At 65.8% G+C, this 19,390-nt stretch carries 17 protein-coding genes; 6 read left to right on the top strand and 11 right to left on the bottom strand.

All coding sequences use genetic code 11. From position 1 onward, the window contains the following. Positions 1 to 82 precede the first annotated feature (82 nt). Entirely contained in the window at positions 83 to 1,999 is a 1,917-nt protein-coding gene (locus AC3FLX_RS21160) for a PAS domain-containing hybrid sensor histidine kinase/response regulator (protein WP_488699274.1), read from the bottom strand. A gap of 286 nt (positions 2,000 to 2,285) precedes the next feature. Here AC3FLX_RS21160 and AC3FLX_RS21155 point away from each other — a divergent pair, with 286 nt between their 5' ends. Further along, positions 2,286 to 3,419 carry a Rieske 2Fe-2S domain-containing protein gene (locus tag AC3FLX_RS21155; protein ID WP_488699272.1) on the top strand — a complete coding sequence of 378 codons (1,134 nt, stop codon included), beginning with the start codon at positions 2,286 to 2,288 and terminating at the stop codon, positions 3,417 to 3,419. Positions 3,420 to 3,442: 23 nt separating this feature from the next. On the opposite strand, the gene AC3FLX_RS21150 is transcribed toward AC3FLX_RS21155, so the two are convergent. After that, positions 3,443 to 4,522: an alkene reductase gene (locus AC3FLX_RS21150; RefSeq protein ID WP_488699271.1), complete on the bottom strand. Its 1,080-nt coding sequence runs from the start codon at positions 4,520 to 4,522 to the stop codon at positions 3,443 to 3,445. A 129-nt stretch (positions 4,523 to 4,651) separates the two neighbouring features. Between AC3FLX_RS21150 and AC3FLX_RS21145 the strand changes: the two genes are divergently transcribed. Continuing rightward, entirely contained in the window at positions 4,652 to 6,235 is a 1,584-nt protein-coding gene (locus tag AC3FLX_RS21145) for a phospholipase D family protein (RefSeq protein ID WP_488699270.1), read from the top strand. A gap of 86 nt (positions 6,236 to 6,321) precedes the next feature. Here the strand turns inward: AC3FLX_RS21145 and AC3FLX_RS21140 are convergent, their stop codons facing one another. From AC3FLX_RS21140 to AC3FLX_RS21110, 7 genes are read right to left on the bottom strand one after another with little or no spacing between them, the layout of a single operon-like run. After that, positions 6,322 to 7,389, bottom strand: a complete 1,068-nt coding sequence (locus AC3FLX_RS21140) for a 2-aminoethylphosphonate aminotransferase (RefSeq protein ID WP_488699269.1) — start codon at positions 7,387 to 7,389, stop codon at positions 6,322 to 6,324. Between the two features lie 24 nt (positions 7,390 to 7,413). Continuing rightward, positions 7,414 to 8,601 (bottom strand): phosphonopyruvate decarboxylase, encoded by a 1,188-nt coding sequence (gene aepY / locus AC3FLX_RS21135; protein ID WP_488699268.1) that lies wholly within the window; start codon positions 8,599 to 8,601, stop codon positions 7,414 to 7,416. Then, positions 8,598 to 10,295 carry a phosphoenolpyruvate mutase gene (gene aepX / locus AC3FLX_RS21130; protein WP_488699267.1) on the bottom strand — a complete coding sequence of 566 codons (1,698 nt, stop codon included), beginning with the start codon at positions 10,293 to 10,295 and terminating at the stop codon, positions 8,598 to 8,600. Before aepX ends, aepY begins: the two co-directional genes overlap by 4 nt. Continuing rightward, the gene (locus AC3FLX_RS21125) at positions 10,292 to 11,047 is read right to left on the bottom strand and encodes a phosphocholine cytidylyltransferase family protein (RefSeq protein ID WP_488699386.1); all 756 of its coding nucleotides are present in this window, start codon (positions 11,045 to 11,047) and stop codon (positions 10,292 to 10,294) included. Before AC3FLX_RS21125 ends, aepX begins: the two co-directional genes overlap by 4 nt. A 33-nt stretch (positions 11,048 to 11,080) precedes the next feature. Next, positions 11,081 to 12,124: a lysylphosphatidylglycerol synthase domain-containing protein gene (locus tag AC3FLX_RS21120; protein WP_488699266.1), complete on the bottom strand. Its 1,044-nt coding sequence runs from the start codon at positions 12,122 to 12,124 to the stop codon at positions 11,081 to 11,083. 14 nt (positions 12,125 to 12,138) lie between these two features. Continuing rightward, positions 12,139 to 12,951 (bottom strand): HalD/BesD family halogenase, encoded by an 813-nt coding sequence (locus AC3FLX_RS21115; RefSeq protein ID WP_488699265.1) that lies wholly within the window; start codon positions 12,949 to 12,951, stop codon positions 12,139 to 12,141. Between the two features lie 9 nt (positions 12,952 to 12,960). Beyond that, positions 12,961 to 13,632, bottom strand: a complete 672-nt coding sequence (locus tag AC3FLX_RS21110) for a CDP-alcohol phosphatidyltransferase family protein (protein ID WP_488699264.1) — start codon at positions 13,630 to 13,632, stop codon at positions 12,961 to 12,963. Between the two features lie 285 nt (positions 13,633 to 13,917). Here AC3FLX_RS21110 and AC3FLX_RS21105 point away from each other — a divergent pair, with 285 nt between their 5' ends. The 4 genes from AC3FLX_RS21105 (at position 13,918) to AC3FLX_RS21090 (ending at position 16,904) form a co-directional block, all read left to right on the top strand. Next, positions 13,918 to 14,517, top strand: a complete 600-nt coding sequence (locus AC3FLX_RS21105; protein ID WP_488699263.1) for a TetR/AcrR family transcriptional regulator — start codon at positions 13,918 to 13,920, stop codon at positions 14,515 to 14,517. A gap of 88 nt (positions 14,518 to 14,605) precedes the next feature. Then, on the top strand, positions 14,606 to 14,962 hold the full coding sequence (locus tag AC3FLX_RS21100; RefSeq protein WP_488699262.1) for an ArsR/SmtB family transcription factor: 357 nt from the start codon (positions 14,606 to 14,608) through the stop codon (positions 14,960 to 14,962). Then, a complete protein-coding gene (locus AC3FLX_RS21095; RefSeq protein ID WP_488699261.1) occupies positions 14,946 to 15,911 on the top strand; it encodes an SRPBCC family protein in 966 nt (321 codons plus the stop codon). Before AC3FLX_RS21100 ends, AC3FLX_RS21095 begins: the two co-directional genes overlap by 17 nt. Positions 15,912 to 15,986: 75 nt before the next feature. Beyond that, positions 15,987 to 16,904, top strand: coding sequence for an ATP-dependent Clp protease proteolytic subunit (locus tag AC3FLX_RS21090; protein WP_488699260.1), 918 nt, complete (start codon positions 15,987 to 15,989; stop codon positions 16,902 to 16,904). Between the two features lie 124 nt (positions 16,905 to 17,028). Here AC3FLX_RS21090 and AC3FLX_RS21085 read toward each other — a convergent pair whose 3' ends face one another. Both AC3FLX_RS21085 and AC3FLX_RS21080 read right to left on the bottom strand, forming a co-directional pair. After that, positions 17,029 to 17,331, bottom strand: a complete 303-nt coding sequence (locus AC3FLX_RS21085; RefSeq protein WP_488699259.1) for a hypothetical protein — start codon at positions 17,329 to 17,331, stop codon at positions 17,029 to 17,031. 162 nt (positions 17,332 to 17,493) lie between these two features. After that, positions 17,494 to 19,365: an FUSC family protein gene (locus AC3FLX_RS21080; protein ID WP_488699258.1), complete on the bottom strand. Its 1,872-nt coding sequence runs from the start codon at positions 19,363 to 19,365 to the stop codon at positions 17,494 to 17,496. Positions 19,366 to 19,390 lie beyond the last annotated feature (25 nt).

Below are 19,390 nucleotides of genomic sequence, written 5' to 3'. Positions count from 1 at the left end.
CGGGCGGGTGTGGATGCGGCCTGGCGCATGACGTCTCACGGCGGATGCGCTGGCGGGCCCGTTATCGCCCTGGCGCCACGAGTCAATCGCCAGCAATCACCTTGAGCAGGGCTTCCAACTCCACGGGCTTGACCAGGTGCGCGTGGAACCCCGCCGCCGCGGTCTGCTCGCGGTCGGATGCCTGGCCGAAACCGGTCAGCGCCACGTAGCGCGTGTCAGCCAGTGCTGGCATGCCGCGCAAGGCGTGGATGACCGCGAAGCCGTCCATGCCGGGCATGGCCAGATCGATCAGGGCCACGTCCGGCCGCAGCCGCGCGGCGGCGTGAATCGCTTCCATGCCGTCATAGGCGATGGTCACCTCGTGGCCCGACAGCTCCAGCAGGATCGACATGCTGTCCGCGGCGTCGCGGTTGTCGTCCACCAGCAGCAAGCGCCGCCGGTGGCCCGACTTGGTGCCGGCGCCACCGCTCGCGCCGGGCGTCTCCGGTGCCGCCGCCATTGGCAGGCGCACCGTGAACGTCGCGCCGAGTCCCGCCCCTTCGCTGGTGGCGGCAATCGATCCGCCATGCATTTCCACTAGTGACCGGCACAGCGACAGCCCGATGCCCAGGCCGCCCTGTGCCGTGCTGCCGGGCCGGTCTTCCTGCACGAACAGGTTGAAGATCGATTCGAGTGCATCGGTAGAAATGCCTCGGCCGTGATCGATGATCTGGATCACCAGGGTCCGGTGCCGGATCGACGCCGACACGGCAATCTGCGCGCCCGGCGAAGAGAATTTCGACGCGTTGAGCAGCAGGTTCTGCATGACTTGGCTCAGCCGTGTGCGATCCACGTTCAGCGGCATTGCTGAGTCGTCAGTCGTGACGGTCACGGTTTGCGCCTTGGCGCTCAGGGCCGGCTCGGAGGCTTCGATGCCCAGTGCGATGATCTCCCTGGCGTCCACGGGCTCCAGCCGCAGGTCGATCTTGCCTGCTGCAATGCGTCCCACGTCGAGCAGGTCGTCGACCAGCCGCGTCAGGTGCGACATCTGGCGTTCCACCAGACCCACGCTCTTCTGCATCGCCAGCGGGTCGTCGGCGCGCATCTGCATCACGGTCAGTGCGTTGCGGATCGGTGCCAGCGGGTTGCGGAGTTCGTGCGAGAGCGTAGCCAGGAATTCATTCATGCGCCGCTCCGATTGCTCCAGTTCTTCAAGCCGCTTGCGCTCGCTCATGTCGCGCGTAACCTTGGCAAAGCCACGCAGCAGCCGTGTTTCGTCGTACACGGCGGTGATCGTCACGTTGGCCCAGAACAGCGAGCCGTCCTTGCGCACGCGCCAGCCTTCGTCTTCCACGCGGCCCTGTTCGCGCGCGATGATCAGCTCGCGCTCGGGCTTGCCGGCCGCGACGTCGTCCGAGGGGTAGAACACCGAGAAATGCTTGCCGAGGATTTCGTCGCGGCGATAGCCCTTGATGTAGGACGCCCCGGCGTTCCAGCTCACGACATGGCCGCCCGGATCGAGCATGAAGATCGCGTAGTCCTTGACGCTATCCACTAGCAGCCGGAAGGTCTCCTCGCTCTGGCGCAGTGCCTCGGCCGCCAGGCGCTGTTCGGTCATGTCCCGCGTGACCTTGCCAAAGCCGATCAGTTTGCCCTGCTCGTCGTGCAGCGCGGTAATCACCACGTTGGCCCAGAATTCGGTGCCATCCTTGCGGACGCGCCATCCTTCGTCCTCGAAACGTCCCAGCCGCGCGGCGGCTTCCAGTTCGATGTCCGGCCAGTTGCGAGCCTTGGCTTCGGCCCTGTAGAAGCGCGAGAAATGCTGGCCGAGGATTTCCTCGCGGCGGTAGCCTTTGATGCGCGCGGCGCCGGCATTCCAGCTCGTGACGTGTCCGGTGGCGTCCAGCGAAAAGATGGCGTAGTCGCTGATCGATTCGACCAGCGTGCGATAGGAGGCGGCATCGTCGCCGGTGTCGCGGCGCGGCACGTCCGGGTGGGCTGAACGGGCTGAACGGGACATGATCGAGGGGGGGCTGGCATGTCTCTTTAAGGGTTGCCGCAAGGATACCCCGATTGGAGGGGGCAGACGCCAGCGGCCGCCATGTGTTGCAAATGAGCCGTCCGGACGGGCCTCGGGATGTGTCATCGCTTGATCGGGAGATGACGGGTGCCGTCCCGCCAGTCGGATAAAAGCTGACAGACCGCGGGCTGCCGTTGAGTTAGACTCAGTCGATTCGGTTCCCCGATGCCCCGGCTCGCCATTTCGGCGCGGGAGGTCGGTACCGGGACCCAAGGAGACGCCCTGCATGTATGCCGAGTCTGCGCTTGACCGCCGTACCCCCGATGTCTCCAGCGACGCCGCAGCCGGCGCCGTGCCGCTCCCCGAAGCGCCGGTGCGCGACCTGCGCCGTGTGCCCATCCATCCCGATCACTGGTACCCGCTTGCCTGGTCCCGCGAGGTAAAGACCGGCCGCGCGCATGGCGTGCGGTTTGCGGGCGACCCCATCGTGCTCGTGCGCACGGCGACGGGCAAGATCTTTGCGCTGGAAGACCGCTGCGCGCACCGCCAGGTGCCGCTGCATGCCGGTGTGGTGGAAGGCGAGTCGATCCGCTGCTGCTACCACGGCTGGACCTACGATTGCACCGGCCGCTGCGTCGACGTGCCGTACCTGGGCAAGGAACGCCTGCCCAACGGCGTGCGCGCGTATCCGTGCCAGGAACGCGCCGGGTTGATCTTCGTGTTTCCCGGCAATCCGGCGCTGGCCGACCAGCAGGCGCTGCCCGATTTCGCTTCCGTGTCGGACAAGCAGTACAAGACGCGCCGCCTGGGCCGTGAGGTCAAGTGCCACTACTCGTTCATGCATGAAAACCTGATGGATATGAACCATCAGTTTCTGCACCGCAAGCAGATGGGAATGATGCGCGCCCGCTCGCTGGGCCGGCGCCGTGGCGAAGGCTTTGTGGAAGTCGACTACGTGTTCGAGCGCGAAGGCGGCAAGCAGCCGGTGGGTGAGGCGCTGGTGTTCGGCAAGGACGGCGGCCAGAACAACAAGGACGTGATGACGGTGCGGACCGGTTATCCATACCAGACGCTGCAGATCCGCTCCGGCTCTGGCACGCTCGTGATGGACCTGTGGATCGCCTACGTGCCGCTGGACGCGGCGCAGCGCACCAACCGCACGTTCGGCCTGCTGTCGATCCGCCGCCCCGGCGTGCCGTTTGCGCTCGATCTGGCCTGGCCATTGCTGGTCTGGTTCACCGAGCGCATCTTCAAGGAAGACCGCGAGATCGTGGAGATGGAGCAGGCCGCCCACGACAGCCAGGGCGAGGACTGGAACCACGAGGTGTTCCCCGTGATCAAGGAGCTGCGCGACCTGCTGCGTGAGTGTGGCGCGCGAACCGTGATTCCGATCCAGCCGATTCCGTCCGGGCAGCCCTGAGCTTCCCGGACGTTCGGCGCGCGTCAGGCCTGCGCGGCCTGCGCCAGCGTCGGATAGTCGGTGTAGCCCTGCGAGGGCTCGCCGGGGCTGCCATACAGCGTGGCGGCGTCCACCGAGTTGAGTGCCGCACGCTGTTGCAGGCGTTCCACGAGGTCAGGGTTGGCGATATAGGCACGGCCAAATGCCACCGCATCGGCGTTGCCGGTCGTCAGCACTGCCTCGGCGGCTTCCTGGTCGAACCCGTCATTGGCGATGATCGCGCCGCCGAACGCCTGTTTGAGCTGCGGCAGCAGCGCGCCTTCGCCCCGCGTTTCACGCACGAACAGAAAGCCCAGGCCGCGTTGTCCCAGGGCCTGCGCCACGTAGCCAAACGTCTGCGCGGGCTGGCTGTCGGCCATCGAATGGCTGGGCGAGCGGGGCGCCAGATGCACGCCAACGCGGTTCGGGCTCCAGACCGCCGTGACGGCGTCCGCCACTTCCAGCAGCAAACGCGCCCGGTTTTCGATCGCACCGCCATAGGCGTCGGTGCGGGAATTGCTGCCGTCCTGCAGGAACTGATCGATCAGATAGCCGTTTGCGGCGTGGATGGTCACGCCGTCGAAGCCGGCCGCCTTGGCGTTGGCCGCGGCATGGCCGAAATCGGCCACGACCTGCCGGATTTCCTCGACGGTCAGCGCACGCGGCACCACGAACGGGCGCTGCGGACGCAGCAGGCTGACATTGCCGCCGGCCGCGATGGCGCTCGGTGCCACGGGCAAGCGGCCATCGAGCAGGCTAGGGTCCGAAATGCGGCCCACGTGCCACAGCTGCGCCACGATGCGGCCGCCGGCGCGGTGCACGGCGTCCGTCACCACCTTCCAGCCAGCCACCTGTTCGTCGGTCCAGAGGCCGGGCACGTTTTCGTAGCCCACGCCATCGGGCGATACGGGCACGCCTTCGGAAATCAGCAGGCCGGCGCTGGCACGCTGCGCGTAGTACTCGGCCATCAGCGCGTTGGGCACATGCACGGGGTCGGCGGCGCGCAGGCGCGTCAGCGGCGCCATCACGATACGGTTGGGCAGGTGCAGGTCACCAATCTGGAGAGGATCGAACAGGGTCGTCATATGCTTATTTGTGTGGGCTATATAGCTATCAAAATGCAAGTATCGAAAGGATAGCAGCGCGGGGTACTATCGCAATCGTGGTTTTGGAACATGTCCGTTGTTCGGGCTGGAATAATCACGGGAGGACGCATGACGTATGTCACGCAAGCGGCGCATGGCTGGCTGGGCCGTCCGCTGATGATGTTGTTCGCGTTGCTGATGACGGCATGCGCCGGGCTGCCGTCGCGGCCCCAACTGGCGCCGGAAATGGCGCTGCGGGACACCGGCGACACCATGCTGGCGAGCGGCCTGGCACCGAAGCTGGCCGCGCATCCGGGCCAGTCGGTCTTCTATCCGCTGCTGTCGGGCACGGACGCCCTGGCGATGCGCATCGCACTGGCGCGCGCCGCGCAACGCAGCCTCGATGTCCAGTACTACATCTTCGACGCCGACAACACCGGCCTGACGCTGCTGGCGGAGATCATGGCCGCCGCGGACCGCGGCGTGCGCGTGCGGCTGCTGCTCGACGACATCCACCTGGCGGGCCAGGACCAGGCGCTTTCCACCGTGGACGCCCATCCGAACGTGGAGGTCAGGCTGTTCAACCCGTTCGCCAGCCGCAATATGCGGCTGTTCGAGTACGCGACCGACTTCCGGCGCATCAACCGGCGCATGCACAACAAGTCGATGACCGCCGACAACCAGCTCACCATCGTCGGCGGCCGCAATATCGGCGATCAGTACTACGGCGCGGCCGATACCGATTTCACCGATCTCGACCTGCTGGCCGCCGGGCCCGTCGTGCCGCAGGTGTCCAGCGTGTTCGATGATTTCTGGAACGGCGAGGCGGCGTATCCGCTATCGGCGCTGGCCAAACCGCTGAGCGGCGACGAGGCGGCTACCCATCAGCAGAAGCTACGCACGTACCTGGACGAACACGCCGTGAGCATGCGCGCCACGCCGTACGGCAAGTCGCTGCTGGAAACCGGCATCGTGCAGCTGATGCGCGATAACAAGTTGCCCGAGTACTGGGGCAACGCGGCCGTGATTGCCGATCGCGCCGCCAAGGTGCTGTTGCCGCCAGAGGACGACTCGACCCATGCGGTTCCCAAGCTGGTGAAGTTCCTGGAGGGCGCGCAGCACGACCTGACGCTGATCTCGCCTTACTTCGTCCCGCCCGATTCCGCCATGAAGTGGCTGACCGACATGCAGAAGCGCGGGGTGCAGGTGCGTATCCTGACCAACTCCTACGGCGCCACCGATGTCTCGGCGGTCCACGCCGGCTATGCGCCAAAACGCAAGGCGCTGCTCAAGGCAGGCGTGATCCTCTATGAATTGAAGCCGTCGGCGTACGCCGAGCTGGCCAGGGAGAAGAAGCGCCACGGCCCGGGCGGCAGCAGCCGGGCGAGCCTGCACGCCAAGACCTACATGGTCGACCGCCACGAGCTGTTCATCGGCTCGCTGAATCTGGACCCGCGATCGGCACGGCTCAACACGGAAATGGGTATCGTCGTCGACAGCAAGGAACTGTGCGACATGCTCGCGCGGGGCGTGGACGATGCACTGCTGGACGCGGCCTACCAGGTGGTGCTGGCCGACGACGGCGAATCGCTGCAGTGGGTGACGCGCGAAGACGGGGTGCTGCGGACTTACACCAGCGAGCCCGATATGAATGCGTGGGACAAGTTCAAGCAGGGGGTGCTGCGGATACTGCCGGTGGAGGAGCAGCTTTGAAGCGCTGATCTCTCCGGAGGTATTTCCTCTCTCCCGGACTGCGGGAGAGAGGCGTTTAACCGTAGTCGCCGATCAGTAGTCGACGATCAACGGTGCAGCAGTTCGCGGAAGCCCGCGATCAGCCGATGCATGTCGGCCGCCGTTAGCGCACCCATCGTCGAAATGCGGAACAACTGCGACGACAGGCCGCCCTGGCCGGCATAGATCACGAAGCCACGCGCCTTGAGTCCGTCGTGCAGCTGCTCGTACGTGATGCCTTGCGGCAGCTTGTATGCGCGCAGCACCACGGACGACTGGGTCGCCGGCCACAGCGCGTCGATGCCCAGGGCCGCCAGGCCGCCGCGCACTTCCTCGGCCAGCGCGGCGTAGCGCTGGTGCCGTGCCTGCCAGCCGCCTTCATCGGCGTGTTCGCGCAGCGCTTCCACGAGCGCATAGAGCGCGTGGACGGACGGCGTGAACGGCGTGTTGCGCTGATCCTGCTGCTTTGCGTACCGGGCGATGTCGAGGTAGTAGGTGCGGCTGACCGCGTTGGCCAGCGCCGCGCGGCGCACGATCACGAAGGCCGCGCCGGGCACGCCGTGCAGGCACTTGTTGGCCGTGGCCGCCACGGCGTCGATGTTGCCGCCGAAGTCGATTGCCTCGGCGCCGAAGCTGCTCACCGTATCGGCCAGCAGGCGCACACCGCGCGCCTGGCACAGCGCGTCGATGGCGGGCAGGTCGTTCAGGCGGCCCGTCGTGGTTTCGTGATGGATCACGGCCAGGTGGGTGATGGCCTTGTCGGCCGCCAGCGCCGCGTCGATGCGGGCCAGGTCCGGGGCTTCCATCCACTCGTGCTTTACCACCGTGTGCGGAATCTGGTACTGCGTGGCGATCTGCGCGACGCGCTCGCCATACACGCCGTTCTGCACGATCAGCAGCTTGCCTTGTGCCGGCACCAGGCCGGCGATCATGCTTTCCAGCGCGGCCGTGCCGGAGCCGGTCATCAGCACCGCCGTCCACACCGCCGGGTCAAGCCCGTAGATGTCGATCAACCGGGCGCGCGCTTCGTCCTGCAGGTCGAAGAACTCGCCTTCGCGGTGGCACAGGTCGGTTTGCAGCAGGCTCTGGCGGACGCGCTCGGACAGCGTCACCGGGCCGGGATTCAGAAGCAGCATGCTTTTCTTCTCAGGCGTGTTGGATCAGGCGTGATTGGCATTGCCCTGGTCGGCGCCGATCTGGCGGCCCAGGCGCGTCTTGACCTGCACCGGCGTCACGGACGGGCGCGGCAGGTTGTCCGGCGAACCGGGGCGCGTGCGCAGGCACACGAAATTCGGGCCTGTCGTGGCCGTTGCCGCGTTGGCCAGCACCTCGTCGAGCATGGCGAGGCTATCGCCCTCGATGGCCGACGCATAGCCGCAAGCCGCGGCCACGCCAGCAAACGAGACGTTATGCGACACCGTGGCCTGGCCGCCGGTGGAATCGTGCGCGTTGTTGTCCAGCAGCACATGCGTCAGGTTGGCCGGACCATAGGCCCCCAGCGTGGCAAACACGCCCATGCGCATCAGCGCGGCACCGTCGCCGTCCACCGCCACCACCTTCAGGTCCGGGCGCGCCAGCGCCAGGCCCAGCGCGAACGGGGTCAGGCAGCCCATCGAGCCGACCATGTAAAGCTGGTTCGCGCGGTCGTCGAGCGCATACAGCTCGCGGCCGCAGAAACCGGTCGATGCCAGCACCACAGTCGAATCGACCGGCGTGTGCGCGATCACCCGTTGCAGCGCTTCCTGCCGGCTGGCGAGGGTCGCGGCGCCGGTATCCACCACGCGCGGCACTGCCTTGGCGCGCGCCACCGGTGGCGTCTGCGACTTCAGCGGGTAGGGCGCCACGCTGCCTTTCTGCATGATCAGCGCGTACGGACGGCCCGTGGCATCCATATGGGCGATGGCACGATCGAGCGCCGGGCCCACGGCCTCGGGTTCGGTCGGGAACAACTCCCAGGGGATATCCATCGTGTCCAGCATCTGCGGCGTGACCGGACCCATCAGTGCGTGCTGCGGCTCGTCGGAGGCGCCGCCAGGCTGGCCGCGCCATGTGACGATCAGCAACTGCGGCAGCCGGAACGTCCAGGTCAGCGACGTCAGCGGGCTTACCGCGTTGCCCAGGCCCGAGTTCTGCATCATCGTGATGCCGCGCACGCCGTTGCGCGCACCCTGCGTCACGCCGGCGACAAATGCCACGGCATCGCCTTCGTTGGCTGCCGACACGTAGTGCAGGGAAGGGTCCTGCACCACGTAGTTGATGAACGGCGTCAGGTACGAGCAGGGCACGCCCGCGTACCATTCGAAACCGCGCTCGCGCGCGGCTTCCACGAACTGGACCGCCTCGATCATTGGGCGGCCTCGCCGTTGCCCACCGCGAACGGCGTCTGGCCGTGCGCGAAATCGCCGGCACGGCGGAAGTCGTCCAGGTCGTTCACGCCACGCCAGTGGCCATGCACGTACTTGACCTCGACCTGTTCGCCGGCGGCAACCAGCGCGTTGAGCAGGTCGGGCAGGTCGAGCTTGTCGAAGTCCGGACGCTGGCGCAGTTCGCCCAGCAGCTTCTGCAGGCGCGCGCGGCCTTCGCCACGGACGTTCATCAGGCCGATCCATCGGCCGTGCGGGGCGTCGCCGGCCGGCACGTCGTCCGAGATCTTCTTCAGCAGGACCTTCTGGCCGAACAGGTCGCGGTCGTCGGACGCCGAGCACCAGGCAAAGTCACGCACGCTCTGGTTCGACGGTGCCGACTCCGACGAATCGATCACCACGCTGAACGGCGCATCGGTATCCACCAGGTCGCGCAGGATGTAGCTGCGGAACAGCAGATCACCGTAAGCGATGACGGTGTCGTTCTGCAGCGCGTCGGCGGCAGCCGCCAGCGACGCCAGTTCGCCCGTTTCGGCGTAACGGTCGTTGCGCACCAGGTTGATGCCGGCTGCGTCGATGGCTTCGGCCTTGTAGCCGCCCACCACCGTGATGTCGTTGATACCCTGATTCTTGAAGCCGTCCACCAGCCAGCGCAGCAGCGGCTTGCCGGCCACCGGCAGCATGACCTTGGGCTTGTCCTCGGTCAGCGCCTCCAGGCCCTTGCCACGGCCCGCGGCCAGCACCACGGCCGAGCCGGGCGCCTGGCCGCCGGTCAGGTAGATCTTCTCGGCAGCCGAGTATTCGTCCGCATCCTGCAGGCGGAAAATCTCGTTGACGGTGGCGATGCGGTCTTCCACGTTGACCAGCGTCTGGTTCTCGTAGATGTCCTTCGCCACGGCCTGCATGCCGGAGGCGGCCACGCGGATCAGGTGGTTCGCCCAGATGATCAGGCTGATGCCAGCCTTGCGGAACACGTCGGTCGGCGTGCTGTAGTACTTGGTCGGCACGATCACGAGCGGGCAGCGGTTGCCCCATTCGCGCGCGAACGTCACGATCTCGTCGGCCTTCGACAGCTTGCTATGGATCAGGATCGCGTCGGCGCCAGCCTGGTGATAGGCCTCGGCGCGGCGCAGCGCTTCTTCCATGCCCCAGCCCGCGATCAGGGCTTCCACGCGGGCCACGATCGAGAAATTGTCGTCGGCCTGCGAATCCTTGCCGGCCTTGATCTTGCCGCAGAACTCGTCGATATCGGCCAGCGGCTGCTGCTCGCCACCGATAAAGCTGTTGGTCTTCGGGAAAATCTTGTCCTCGATGCAGACGCCGGCGATGCCGCGTTGTTCGAGCTTGCGCACCAGGCGGCGCACGTTGTTGAAGTTGCCGTAACCGGTGTCGCCGTCCAGCAGGATCGGCAGGTCGCTGGCGTCCGCCATGAATTCGAGGTTGTCGACAACCTGGGTCCAGCTGGCCTCGTTGTTGTCGCGCACGCCGAACTGCGCGGAAATGGCCAGGCCCGAGGCCCAGATGCCCTTGAAGCCGGCCTCGCGCACGATGCGCGCGGACAGCCCGTTGTGGGCTTCCATAATGAATTCGAGCTCGTTGGACAGCAGCATCTGGCGCAGTCGTGCAGCGCGAGAGAGCGGAACAGTGGTACCGAGCAGGTTCGGGTCGATGGCGTTCATTGTGCGATTCCTACAGGCAGAAGTTGGGGCAGGACTTCTTCGGCGGCGCGTGCGACGTCGCCGGGGAAATCGATTTCGATCCAGGGGGCGCCGGTTACATCGGCGGTGTCGAATACATGGGAGCGTTCCAGCAACAGGTCACGCACCGCTTCTTCGTGCGGCATGTTGGCGCGGCCGGAGTCGACGTAACCCTTGACGATTTCGGCCAGGCGGCGGGCGCAGTCTTCCTTGAAGCGGAAGAAGCCCACCGATTCGCCGATGGTGTCGTATTGCAGGTCGGCCATGAGCTGCTTGCGCAGTTCCACGGGCACGCCGTCCTTCACGCACAGCTTGACGGGTTCGTCGCCGGCTTCGAAGTCGCGGTCGATCAGCAGGCGGTTGACGGTATCGCCAGCCACCAGCTTGCTCATGATGCGCTCGTCGTAGAGCACATCGGCGTCCATCAGCAGCACATCGCCGCCGCGCGACATGGCGTCGGCCACGGTGTGGACGGTCAGCACGCTGCCAAGGTCGTAGCGCGGGTTGATCACGATTTCCAGGTCGCGGCCGAGTCGGGCCAGTTCTTCCTTGACCTGGTCCGGCTCGAAGCCGAGCGCCAGCACCACTTCGGTCACGCCGGCGGCATCGAGCAGGCGCAGGTGACGCTCCAGCAGCGTCAGGCCGTCAAAGCGCAACAGGCATTTCGGGAACTGCTTGCCCGGCTGTTGCTGAAGTCGCAGGCCAAGGCCCGCGGCAAGAATGATTGCTCGCATCACGTTGTTCTCATGAATTGTGGGAGGGCCGCATCAGCCCCTGTCGGCCGACAGGGCCGTTGCGGCGCGACGGCGCTGGAACTTCCGTTCGCTGAAATGCAGGTAAACCAGTCCGGGGATGCCGAGCACCAGCTCGCGCACGCGCTTGGCCAGCGACAGCGCCAGCGCGGCGTCGGGTGGCAGGCCCACGAGCGGCGCCAACAGCAGGTAGCCGCCTTCCTGGGCGCCGAGCGAGCCGGGAATCGCAAACGCGGCGCCCCGGATCGCCTGGCCCACGCTTTCGAGCAGCAGCGCTTCGTGCCAGTTCACCGGATGCCCCAGGAAATGCAAAATCAGCCAGACCTCGCCGGTGCCGGCAATCCAGCCCAGCAGGTTAAGGCCAAAGCTCGCCGCGACCTTCTTGCGGTCGCGATAGAGTTCCCGAATCGCACTGTCGACGGCGTCGGCGCGCAGCGCCAGCCCGGCCCAGCGTCCGGTTTTTGCCTCGTCGGCTTCGCTGCCGTCTGCCGGGGGACGCTTGCCGAACAGTTTCTGGCCGATGCGCATCACCCGGCCGAACATGCCGCGCCGCTGCAGCACGCAGAAGGCCAGCACGCAGGCACCGAGCACCACGGTGATCGCAATGACCGGGGTGCGATATTCGGAAAGGTCGCCGTTGGCGCCGAACACCATAATGCCCAGCAGCGCGAACAGCATCTGCGACAACGCCTGGGTGGTGGTGCTGACGGTGATGGCGGCGGCGGCATCGCGCATGCGCGCACCGCGATGGGACAGGTAACGCACCATCAGCACCGGGCCGCCAATCTGGCCCGCCGGCAGCAGGCTGTTGACTGCCTCGCCCGTCCAGCGTGCCTTGAGCGCGCTGCAGAACGACCCGTGGCGGGTCTTGCGGTCCAGCAACACGGCGATGGCACCGGCATCGAGTGCCAGCGGCAACAGGTGGAAGGCGGCGACGACGGCCAGGCCCCAGCCAGCGGACATCAGCGTGGTGGTCACCGCGCCAAAGCCCTGCCAGGCCAGCAGGCCGACGAACAGCGCCGCGCCTACCGACAGAAGAATGAAAGCTGCACGATTCACGCGGACCTGCTTCCTTACTTGCCGCCCAGCATGCGCCGGAACACCTGGCGGAACCCGAAGTACGCCACGGCATCCTTCATGTTCGAGATGAAGCGCAGCCACGGCCGCATGCCAGGATCGGTCACGTATTCAAAGGTCAGCGACACGCGGATCTCGTTCGGGCCGGCTGGCGTGATGCGGTGGCGCAGCTTGTCGCCATCGAACAGCACGATGCCGCCCGGTGCAATCTGCACCGAACCCGGTTCATCGGGAATGTCGGGGTTGCGCGTATGCAGTTCGTAATCGAGCCGGCACGAAGATTCGTCCAGCACGCCGATCAGCAGCGTGTAGCGGCGGCCATCGTAGTAGGACGTGTCGTAGTGCCAGCCGATGTGGTCGCCCTGGCGCGTGTAGTAATAGAGCGCGTAGGCGTGCGGATCGGTATCGGGGCAGACCTGTAGCTTGTCGCCGGTGACCTGTTCCAGCCAGCCGATCAGCGCCTTCGAGCGATACAGCTCGGCGATGAACGGGGCTTTCTCGTCGATCGTATGGCGGCTGACGCTGCCTCCCTGCTTGTGGCCGGGCAGGTAGTTGCGATTGAGGCCCGCCTGCAGCCCGCGGGCGAGCGCGACGAGCTGCGCGGTTTCATCGGTCCCGAGAAACTTGTCCAGGTACAGGAACGCACCCTGGCGGTCGAAGTCCTGCCGCAGGGCGGCGGTGTCGAGCTGCGCCACGACACCGGCCACCGCCGCGTCCGGGCGACGGGCGGCCGGACGGGTGGCTACGGATTCGGCTTCGCGCGCGGCGTGCGGCGCGATGGCGATGTCGCCGGTAACTTGCTCTGGCATTGGGCTGACTCAGTGATCGTTGGTGGTTGCGACTGGCTGGGGGCGCCGCATGACTCGCCAGTAATCGATGATGACCAGGGCGGCAAACAGCGGGGCGCCGATCGAGGCGGCGGTCAGGAAGGGACCGATGCCATTCGTCAGCGTCACCAGCGGCAGCAGATACAGCACGTCTTCCGTTTCGAAGCCGCCCGCCGAAGCCTGCTTGGTGCCACTTTTGCCAACACGCGATTCTATACGCATGCGCAGGAAGAAGATCAGCGCAACGGCCAGGCCGGCAATCGTGCCACGCAGCACCGGGCCGAATGCGTCGGTCACCACGGTCGTATTGGCGACGGCCATGCCGAAGCTGACGAACAGCAGCACCGTGATCAGTGCATCGCTCGCCAGATCGTAAAAATGGCCAATCTTGCTCGATTTGCCGCTAATTCGCGCCAACTCGCCGTCGGTGTGATCCACGAAATTGGACAGCACGACCAGCAGGGCACCCCAGTTGGACCATGCGTAGCCGCCTTGCGCAATGCAGGCGATACCGGCGACGCCAATCAGCAGCCGCAGCGTGGTCAGGTGGTTCGGGGTGACACGGGTGTTCTTGAGGGGCCGTACGAGATGTCGGGCAAGGCGGGCATCCCAGGTGGACGGCAAAGGCGGTTCATCTGGGTATTTATGGGATTTCTGGTTCATCCGTCAAACAATCAGGAAGGGCGGCTCCGGCACATTCTCAGGTCGAGGCGATGCGCCTGAGCCTCAGGCGATGCCGAACACTACGCCTACGACGCGCGAATGACAAGTTCGCCAGAATACGCCCTTTCCCGGCCCATTGCAGCAGCGCGGGCTTATCCGACGCCCAGGAGCGCACCCGCCTGTATGTATACGGTGGTCCTGGCGGTGTCTTCTTCGCCAAGTGACGACGGCGGCTCGGTTGATCGGTCAAACCACATTAATGACGTTGTCGTTACAATCCGTGCCATGCCCACCCAAGCTGAACGCAGCGCATCCACAAGACAGGCGCTGATCGATGCCGCCACCACATTGCTGATCGAGCAAGGCTATGCCGCCTTCGGCGAAGCCCGCGTCTGCGAGATGGCCGGTATCAGCCGCGGATCGCTGCGGCACCAGTTTCCGGAAGGTCGCTACGACCTGCTGCCAGCGATGGTGGCAAGCCTGCTCGATACCGAAGCCAGGAAGCTGGCGATGCTGGGTGTGATGTCGCCCCGCGTGCGGCTGCATCTGATGCTCCATACGCTGGTGCATCGGCGCCAGCGGCATACGTCGCTGGCTATTCTCGAAGTCTGGATGGCTTCCCGTGGGGACCGGCGGCTGGCCGACGCGGTAGGGCCGCTGCTTGCCCAGGTGCCTATCCAGTTGTTCGGTTACGACCCCGACGCCTCGCCCGATCCCGAGCTGCTTGCGCTCAGGCTCTTTCTGCACGGCGCCACGCTGCACAGCTTTGCCGCCGACTACGACCCCGACGGCTTGGCGGCATCGGTGCAATGGCTGATCGACCAGCTCAAGCCTTGCCCGGAACTGGCTGAGGTCATGGCCCGGATCGCCGGATTGCAGCGGTAGCTGCCCGTCCCGCACCCGTTCCCGAAGTTTCCCGAAAACCCTCACTAAAGTCCTTGCTTAACTATCGCGCGTCTCTATACTAAAGGAGATGCTTAACTATTCAGACCCTCTCGACGCCACGTTTCAGGCGCTGGCCGATACCACGCGGCGCACGATGCTGGCGCAACTGGCGCGCGGGCCGTTGTCCGTCTCCGATCTTGCACGGCCGCTGGCGATGTCGCTGCCAGCGGTGATGCAGCATCTGTCGGTGCTGGAGCATGCCGGGTTGGTGCATACCGAGAAGGTCGGACGGGTTCGCACCTGCCGCATGGCGCCCAATGCGCTCAGTGAGGCAGAGCAATGGATCAGTGCCCGCCGTGCCGAATGGGAAGGCCATTTCGACCGCCTGGGCGCGTATCTGGAAACCATGAAAAAGGAGGCAGCATCCGATGGCAACAGCAACTGAGACCCCCGTGACGCAGCGCACGCTGACCGTATCGCGCGCGTTCAATGCCCCGCGCGATCTGGTTTTCAAAGCCTGGTGCGCGGCGGACCACTTGAAGCATTGGTTCTGTCCGCAGGGCTTTACGGTCCCGGAGTGCGAAGTGGAGTTTCGGCCTGGCGGCAAGTTCGACCTGCGCATGCGCGCGGAGAACGGCGAATTCGATCACTGGATTCGCGGCCACTATGTCGAAATCACCCCGCATTCGCGGCTCGTGGTCGATATGACCGTGGAAACCACCGAAGGCAGGCATCTGTTCAACGCCCTGACGACGGTTGGCTTCGAGACGGTGTGTGGCGGCACCGAGATGACGGTGACGCAGGCGTACACGATGCTCGACCCTTCGGCCGGCGACTTCACGCGCGGCGCCGAGGCGGGCTGGAAGCAGACGCTGGATCGGCTCGAAAAGGAAGTGGCACGTATTGCCGCCGAAGCGCCGCCGCGTTCGGTCGCTCACGGCACGTTCTCGATCTCCCGGACCTACGACGCGCCGCCTTCGCTGGTATTCCGCGCGCTCAGCGACCCAGCCGCCAAGGCTCAGTGGTTCCACGGCGGCAAGGGCTACGAGACCGTGTCACGTTCGATGGATGTGCGCCCCGGCGGCCGCGAGCATCTGCAGGGCAAGTGGGACAACGGGCTGGTGTCGACGTTCGACGCGGTCTATTTCGACGTCATCCCCGAGCAGCGCCTGGTCTATAGCTACGAAATGCATATGGGCGAGCGCAAGATCTCCGTGTCGCTGGCGATCTTCGAGCTGAAATCGGTCGGGCAGGGCACGCAGCTGACGCTCACCGAGCACGGGGCGTTCCTGGACGGATACGACGATGCCGGGTCGCGCGAACACGGCTCGGGTTTGCTGCTCGATGCAATCGGGGGGTGGGCAGAACAGGCCGCACAGGACGCGCGCCGGTAAGAAAAACGTCCCGGCAGGCCGCCCCCATTTTGGATACGCTTATCCGCGTCACTGTGCCTGCGCTGGAGGGGACCGATGCGCCTTATTGCCTGGCGGACGCGCGGCGAAGCGGCTGTGCGAACGGCTGCGGCACTGCTGTCCTGGCTCTGTCTCCATGCGCTGGTGTTTCCGGTCGACGCCCTGGGCATGGAGTTTCGCTTCTATCACCAGCCTCAGCTCGACCAACGGATGATTATCGCGGAGGGCCGGGTCGAGGACGGCGATGCCGATAGATTCCGTGCCGTCGCGCGGCTTGCGGACCGGGACGACGAAGGGCTGGTCACGCTGATCCTGAACAGTCCCGGCGGCAACGTTGAGGCCGCCTTTCGGCTCGTCGATGTCATGGACAAGATTCGTGTCTATGCGGTCGTTCCGGATAACGCCCGGTGTGCCTCCGCATGCGCCTCGATCGTGTTTGCGTCGGGAGAGCGCCGCAGCATCCTCGGGTCCGGTCAACTGGGCTTTCATAGCTGCTACAAGCGGGTTGGACAGTCCTACGTCGGCGATTCACTCTGCAACGAGATCGTCGCGGCCAACGCGATGCAAAGGGGCGTCAGTCATGCCGCCATCAACCGCTTTGTTGCCGATCATGGCGCGCGGGACATGGCTTGGGTCGGGCGCAACGTCGTGTGCAGATCGTTGCAGGGCCTTTGCAAGCCGGGCAGCTTGGAGAATCGTCCCGAATCCAGGGCGGCCTTGATGCGGAGTCTCGACTGCAGCAAGCTGACCACGACGCCATCGAAGCTGGTTTGCGGAGATTCGGAACTGACGCGAGTCGATCAGGAACTCGCCGGTCTGTACGCGAAAAGGCTTGGCAGTGCCACCAACAAGGCCGCGCTCCGGGACGGGCAACGCGACTGGCTCAGACATTCCCGCAACACATGCAGCGACAAGGCGTGCCTGATGCGCGCCTATCGCCTGCGCATGGACGAGTTGCAACGGATGCGGTTCTGATGCGCCGCGCGGCGGCGTAGCCGGATCAGGGCGTCCCGCGATCCAAAAAAAACCGCGTCCGAAACCGGACGCGGCAAGTTCATCTCACGAGAACAAAGCAGAAAAGAAGCAGGAGGCAGGTCAATCAGGCGCTGTGAGCCGGCGGCGCCGAAACGCCCGTGCGGTCGAGGCCAGCCGTCTTGCGGGCGCCGTCGGTGTACGGATCGGGCTTGCGCGTGCCGTAGGCGCCGTCGGTATAGACATCGCGCTTTTCCAGGACATTCGCGCCTTCGGTGAATACGTCGCGGGGGCCGTTGTGCATCGTGTAGCCGTAGCGGTCACCGTCGACGCCACGGTCCTGCAGGCCGTGGCCGGATTGCGCGGCAGCCAGGGTGCAGGCGCAGAGCATCGTGGTGGCAAGCAGGGATTTGATGGTGTAGTTGTGCATGGAATTCTTCAACAGATTGGGTGGGCGGCGCACCGGCAGGGATGGGGGGGGGGGGCGCGCCGCCCGAAACGCCTTGTGGGCGATGTCGCATCGGAGTGGTGCGGCACGGGACGAAGTGTAGGCGTCCGGCTCTATTCTTGTGATGATTTAACAAATATCAAATCATTCGTTTTTTTCATGTGTATGCAACGTGATGCCAAGCACCACGAGCGCGCACTGAACGTCGGCGGCCAGGGTGCGATCCTGCACCATCGGAATTTGCGCGAGTGACGTCTCGATCCATTGATGCAGGGCGGCTGGCGCGGCCACCGCATGGCCGGACTTGATGCGCGCCCGGAAATGCCGGGCCACGATGCCGAGCACACGGCGCACGGGTTTGCGCACCGGCAGCGGCAAAGCGGGCAGGGCGCGCTGCAAGGCCAGCGTGCAATAGCCGATCTGCAACTCGGTGAAACCGTCTGACGCCAGCCGCCCGCCGCTCGCGCCCAGGCGCGGCATCAATTGTCCGAGACGGTCGAACATGCGCGCGCCGACGTAGGTATGGGTATCGGTGGCGCGCCATGTCGCGGCACGCGCCAGGTCCTGCCAGCTCGCGCGGATCAGTCGCTGCGCCGCCACGTGGGCGCCAAACGGGCGCGCCAGCATCGCCCATAGCGGTGCGAACAGCATGGCAGCCGCATTTGCCAGGCTGGTATTGAACAGGCCGATAAAGTTGGCGTCGTAGACGGACTGCACGTTGGCAAACGAGGCCGTGTTCACCGACAGCAGCATGGCGATGAGGTTGAAGCCGGGTCGCGTGATCAGCATGCCGATGCCCAGATAGGGCACGGCCAGCATGCCCGTCAGTGTCTCGAACGTCTGCGCGTGGGGCACGACCATGAACAGGTAGAACGATGAGATCAGCAGGCAGATCGTCGCCCAGCGGAAGAACGATCGTGCCACCGGGCGCGGCTCGTCGATCGTCGCAAAGAAACAGCAGGCGATAGCCGAGACCGCCACCGGACCGCCACCATCCTCCCAGCCCGAGAAGATCCACAGCAGTCCGGCGCAGAACACGGCCAGTCCGGCCGATACCGCGCCGAATACCAGCATGGCGTGGTCGTGATAGGGCGCCTCGGTGTCGGTGCGCTCGTCTGGCAGTGTGATGGCGGCGCGCGGGTGGGGCCGGTCGCCAATGCCTTGCTGCAGGTCCGCGCACGCGCGCATCAGCGCGTCGCGCCGGGTGCCCAGATAGGCGGCCGCCTGCTCCAGCGCGGGGCGGGGCAGCGTGCACGATTTGGTATCGCGCTGCGCGTGAAGCACGCTTTCCAGCCCGGAAAGTACCGGCATCAGCCGCGACATGCGGGCGCGCAGCGCGCGCGCATGCTCCACAGCCTGTCCGCTTTCGACGTCGAACGACAGGTGCACGATCAGTTGGTCCAGCGCCAGCATGTCCGCCGCCAGCCGGTGGCGGCTGGCGCTGGCGCGTGGATTGGCGGCGACGATGTCGCTGGCCCAGGCGGCGGCGTCATCCAGCCAGATGCGCGCGCGCTCGCGCAGTGCCGGCGCCACTTTGGCCGGGAACACGATGGCCCCGACCAGGCTCGCGCACACGATGCCGATCACGATTTCCTCGATGCGCGCCACGGCGATGTCGAAGATGTCGGCCGGCTGCATCACCGCGGGCAGCGCGACGATCGGCAGCGTGTACGCGGCCAGCAGAAAGACGTAGCTGCGGGGCGAACGCTGCAGCAGCGACAGGTAGACCAGCACCATGATCCAGAGCGCCACGGCGCCGGTCAGCACGATCGGCATGTTCACCAGTTGCGGCACCGTGATGACCGCGGCCGTGGCCCCCAGTATCGTCCCGGCCACGCGATAGGCGGCCTTGGAGCGCGTGGCGCCCGTCAGCGGATTCGATACGAAATAGACCGTGGCCATTGCCCAGTAAGGGCGCGGCAGGCCAAAGGACAGAGCGATATAGAGCGCCAGCATCGCGGCCGCGAATGCCTTCAGCGAGAACAGCCACTGCCGGGCATGTGGCCAGCTAGCCATGATTGTGATGCGCCGGTGGTCCGGC

It is taken from the genome of Cupriavidus sp. 291-E7 (genome assembly GCF_057798835.1).
The sequence above is the reverse complement of the archived record's forward strand: the minus strand, read 5'-3'. Positions and strand labels throughout refer to the sequence as shown.

Excerpts from the sequence above, each read along its gene's own strand:
- AC3FLX_RS21160 (WP_488699274.1), bottom strand. The coding sequence starts at position 1,999 with ATGTCCCGTTCAGCCCGTTCAGCCCACCCGGACGTGCCGCGCCGCGAC.
- AC3FLX_RS21155 (WP_488699272.1), top strand. The coding sequence starts at position 2,286 with ATGTATGCCGAGTCTGCGCTTGACCGCCGTACCCCCGATGTCTCCAGC.
- AC3FLX_RS21150 (WP_488699271.1), bottom strand. The coding sequence starts at position 4,522 with ATGACGACCCTGTTCGATCCTCTCCAGATTGGTGACCTGCACCTGCCC.
- AC3FLX_RS21145 (WP_488699270.1), top strand. The coding sequence starts at position 4,652 with ATGACGTATGTCACGCAAGCGGCGCATGGCTGGCTGGGCCGTCCGCTG.
- AC3FLX_RS21140 (WP_488699269.1), bottom strand. The coding sequence starts at position 7,389 with ATGCTGCTTCTGAATCCCGGCCCGGTGACGCTGTCCGAGCGCGTCCGC.
- aepY (WP_488699268.1), bottom strand. The coding sequence starts at position 8,601 with ATGATCGAGGCGGTCCAGTTCGTGGAAGCCGCGCGCGAGCGCGGTTTC.
- aepX (WP_488699267.1), bottom strand. The coding sequence starts at position 10,295 with ATGAACGCCATCGACCCGAACCTGCTCGGTACCACTGTTCCGCTCTCT.
- AC3FLX_RS21125 (WP_488699386.1), bottom strand. The coding sequence starts at position 11,047 with ATGCGAGCAATCATTCTTGCCGCGGGCCTTGGCCTGCGACTTCAGCAA.
- AC3FLX_RS21115 (WP_488699265.1), bottom strand. The coding sequence starts at position 12,951 with ATGCCAGAGCAAGTTACCGGCGACATCGCCATCGCGCCGCACGCCGCG.
- AC3FLX_RS21110 (WP_488699264.1), bottom strand. The coding sequence starts at position 13,632 with ATGAACCAGAAATCCCATAAATACCCAGATGAACCGCCTTTGCCGTCC.
- AC3FLX_RS21105 (WP_488699263.1), top strand. The coding sequence starts at position 13,918 with ATGCCCACCCAAGCTGAACGCAGCGCATCCACAAGACAGGCGCTGATC.
- AC3FLX_RS21100 (WP_488699262.1), top strand. The coding sequence starts at position 14,606 with ATGCTTAACTATTCAGACCCTCTCGACGCCACGTTTCAGGCGCTGGCC.
- AC3FLX_RS21095 (WP_488699261.1), top strand. The coding sequence starts at position 14,946 with ATGGCAACAGCAACTGAGACCCCCGTGACGCAGCGCACGCTGACCGTA.
- AC3FLX_RS21090 (WP_488699260.1), top strand. The coding sequence starts at position 15,987 with ATGCGCCTTATTGCCTGGCGGACGCGCGGCGAAGCGGCTGTGCGAACG.
- AC3FLX_RS21085 (WP_488699259.1), bottom strand. The coding sequence starts at position 17,331 with ATGCACAACTACACCATCAAATCCCTGCTTGCCACCACGATGCTCTGC.
- AC3FLX_RS21080 (WP_488699258.1), bottom strand. The coding sequence starts at position 19,365 with ATGGCTAGCTGGCCACATGCCCGGCAGTGGCTGTTCTCGCTGAAGGCA.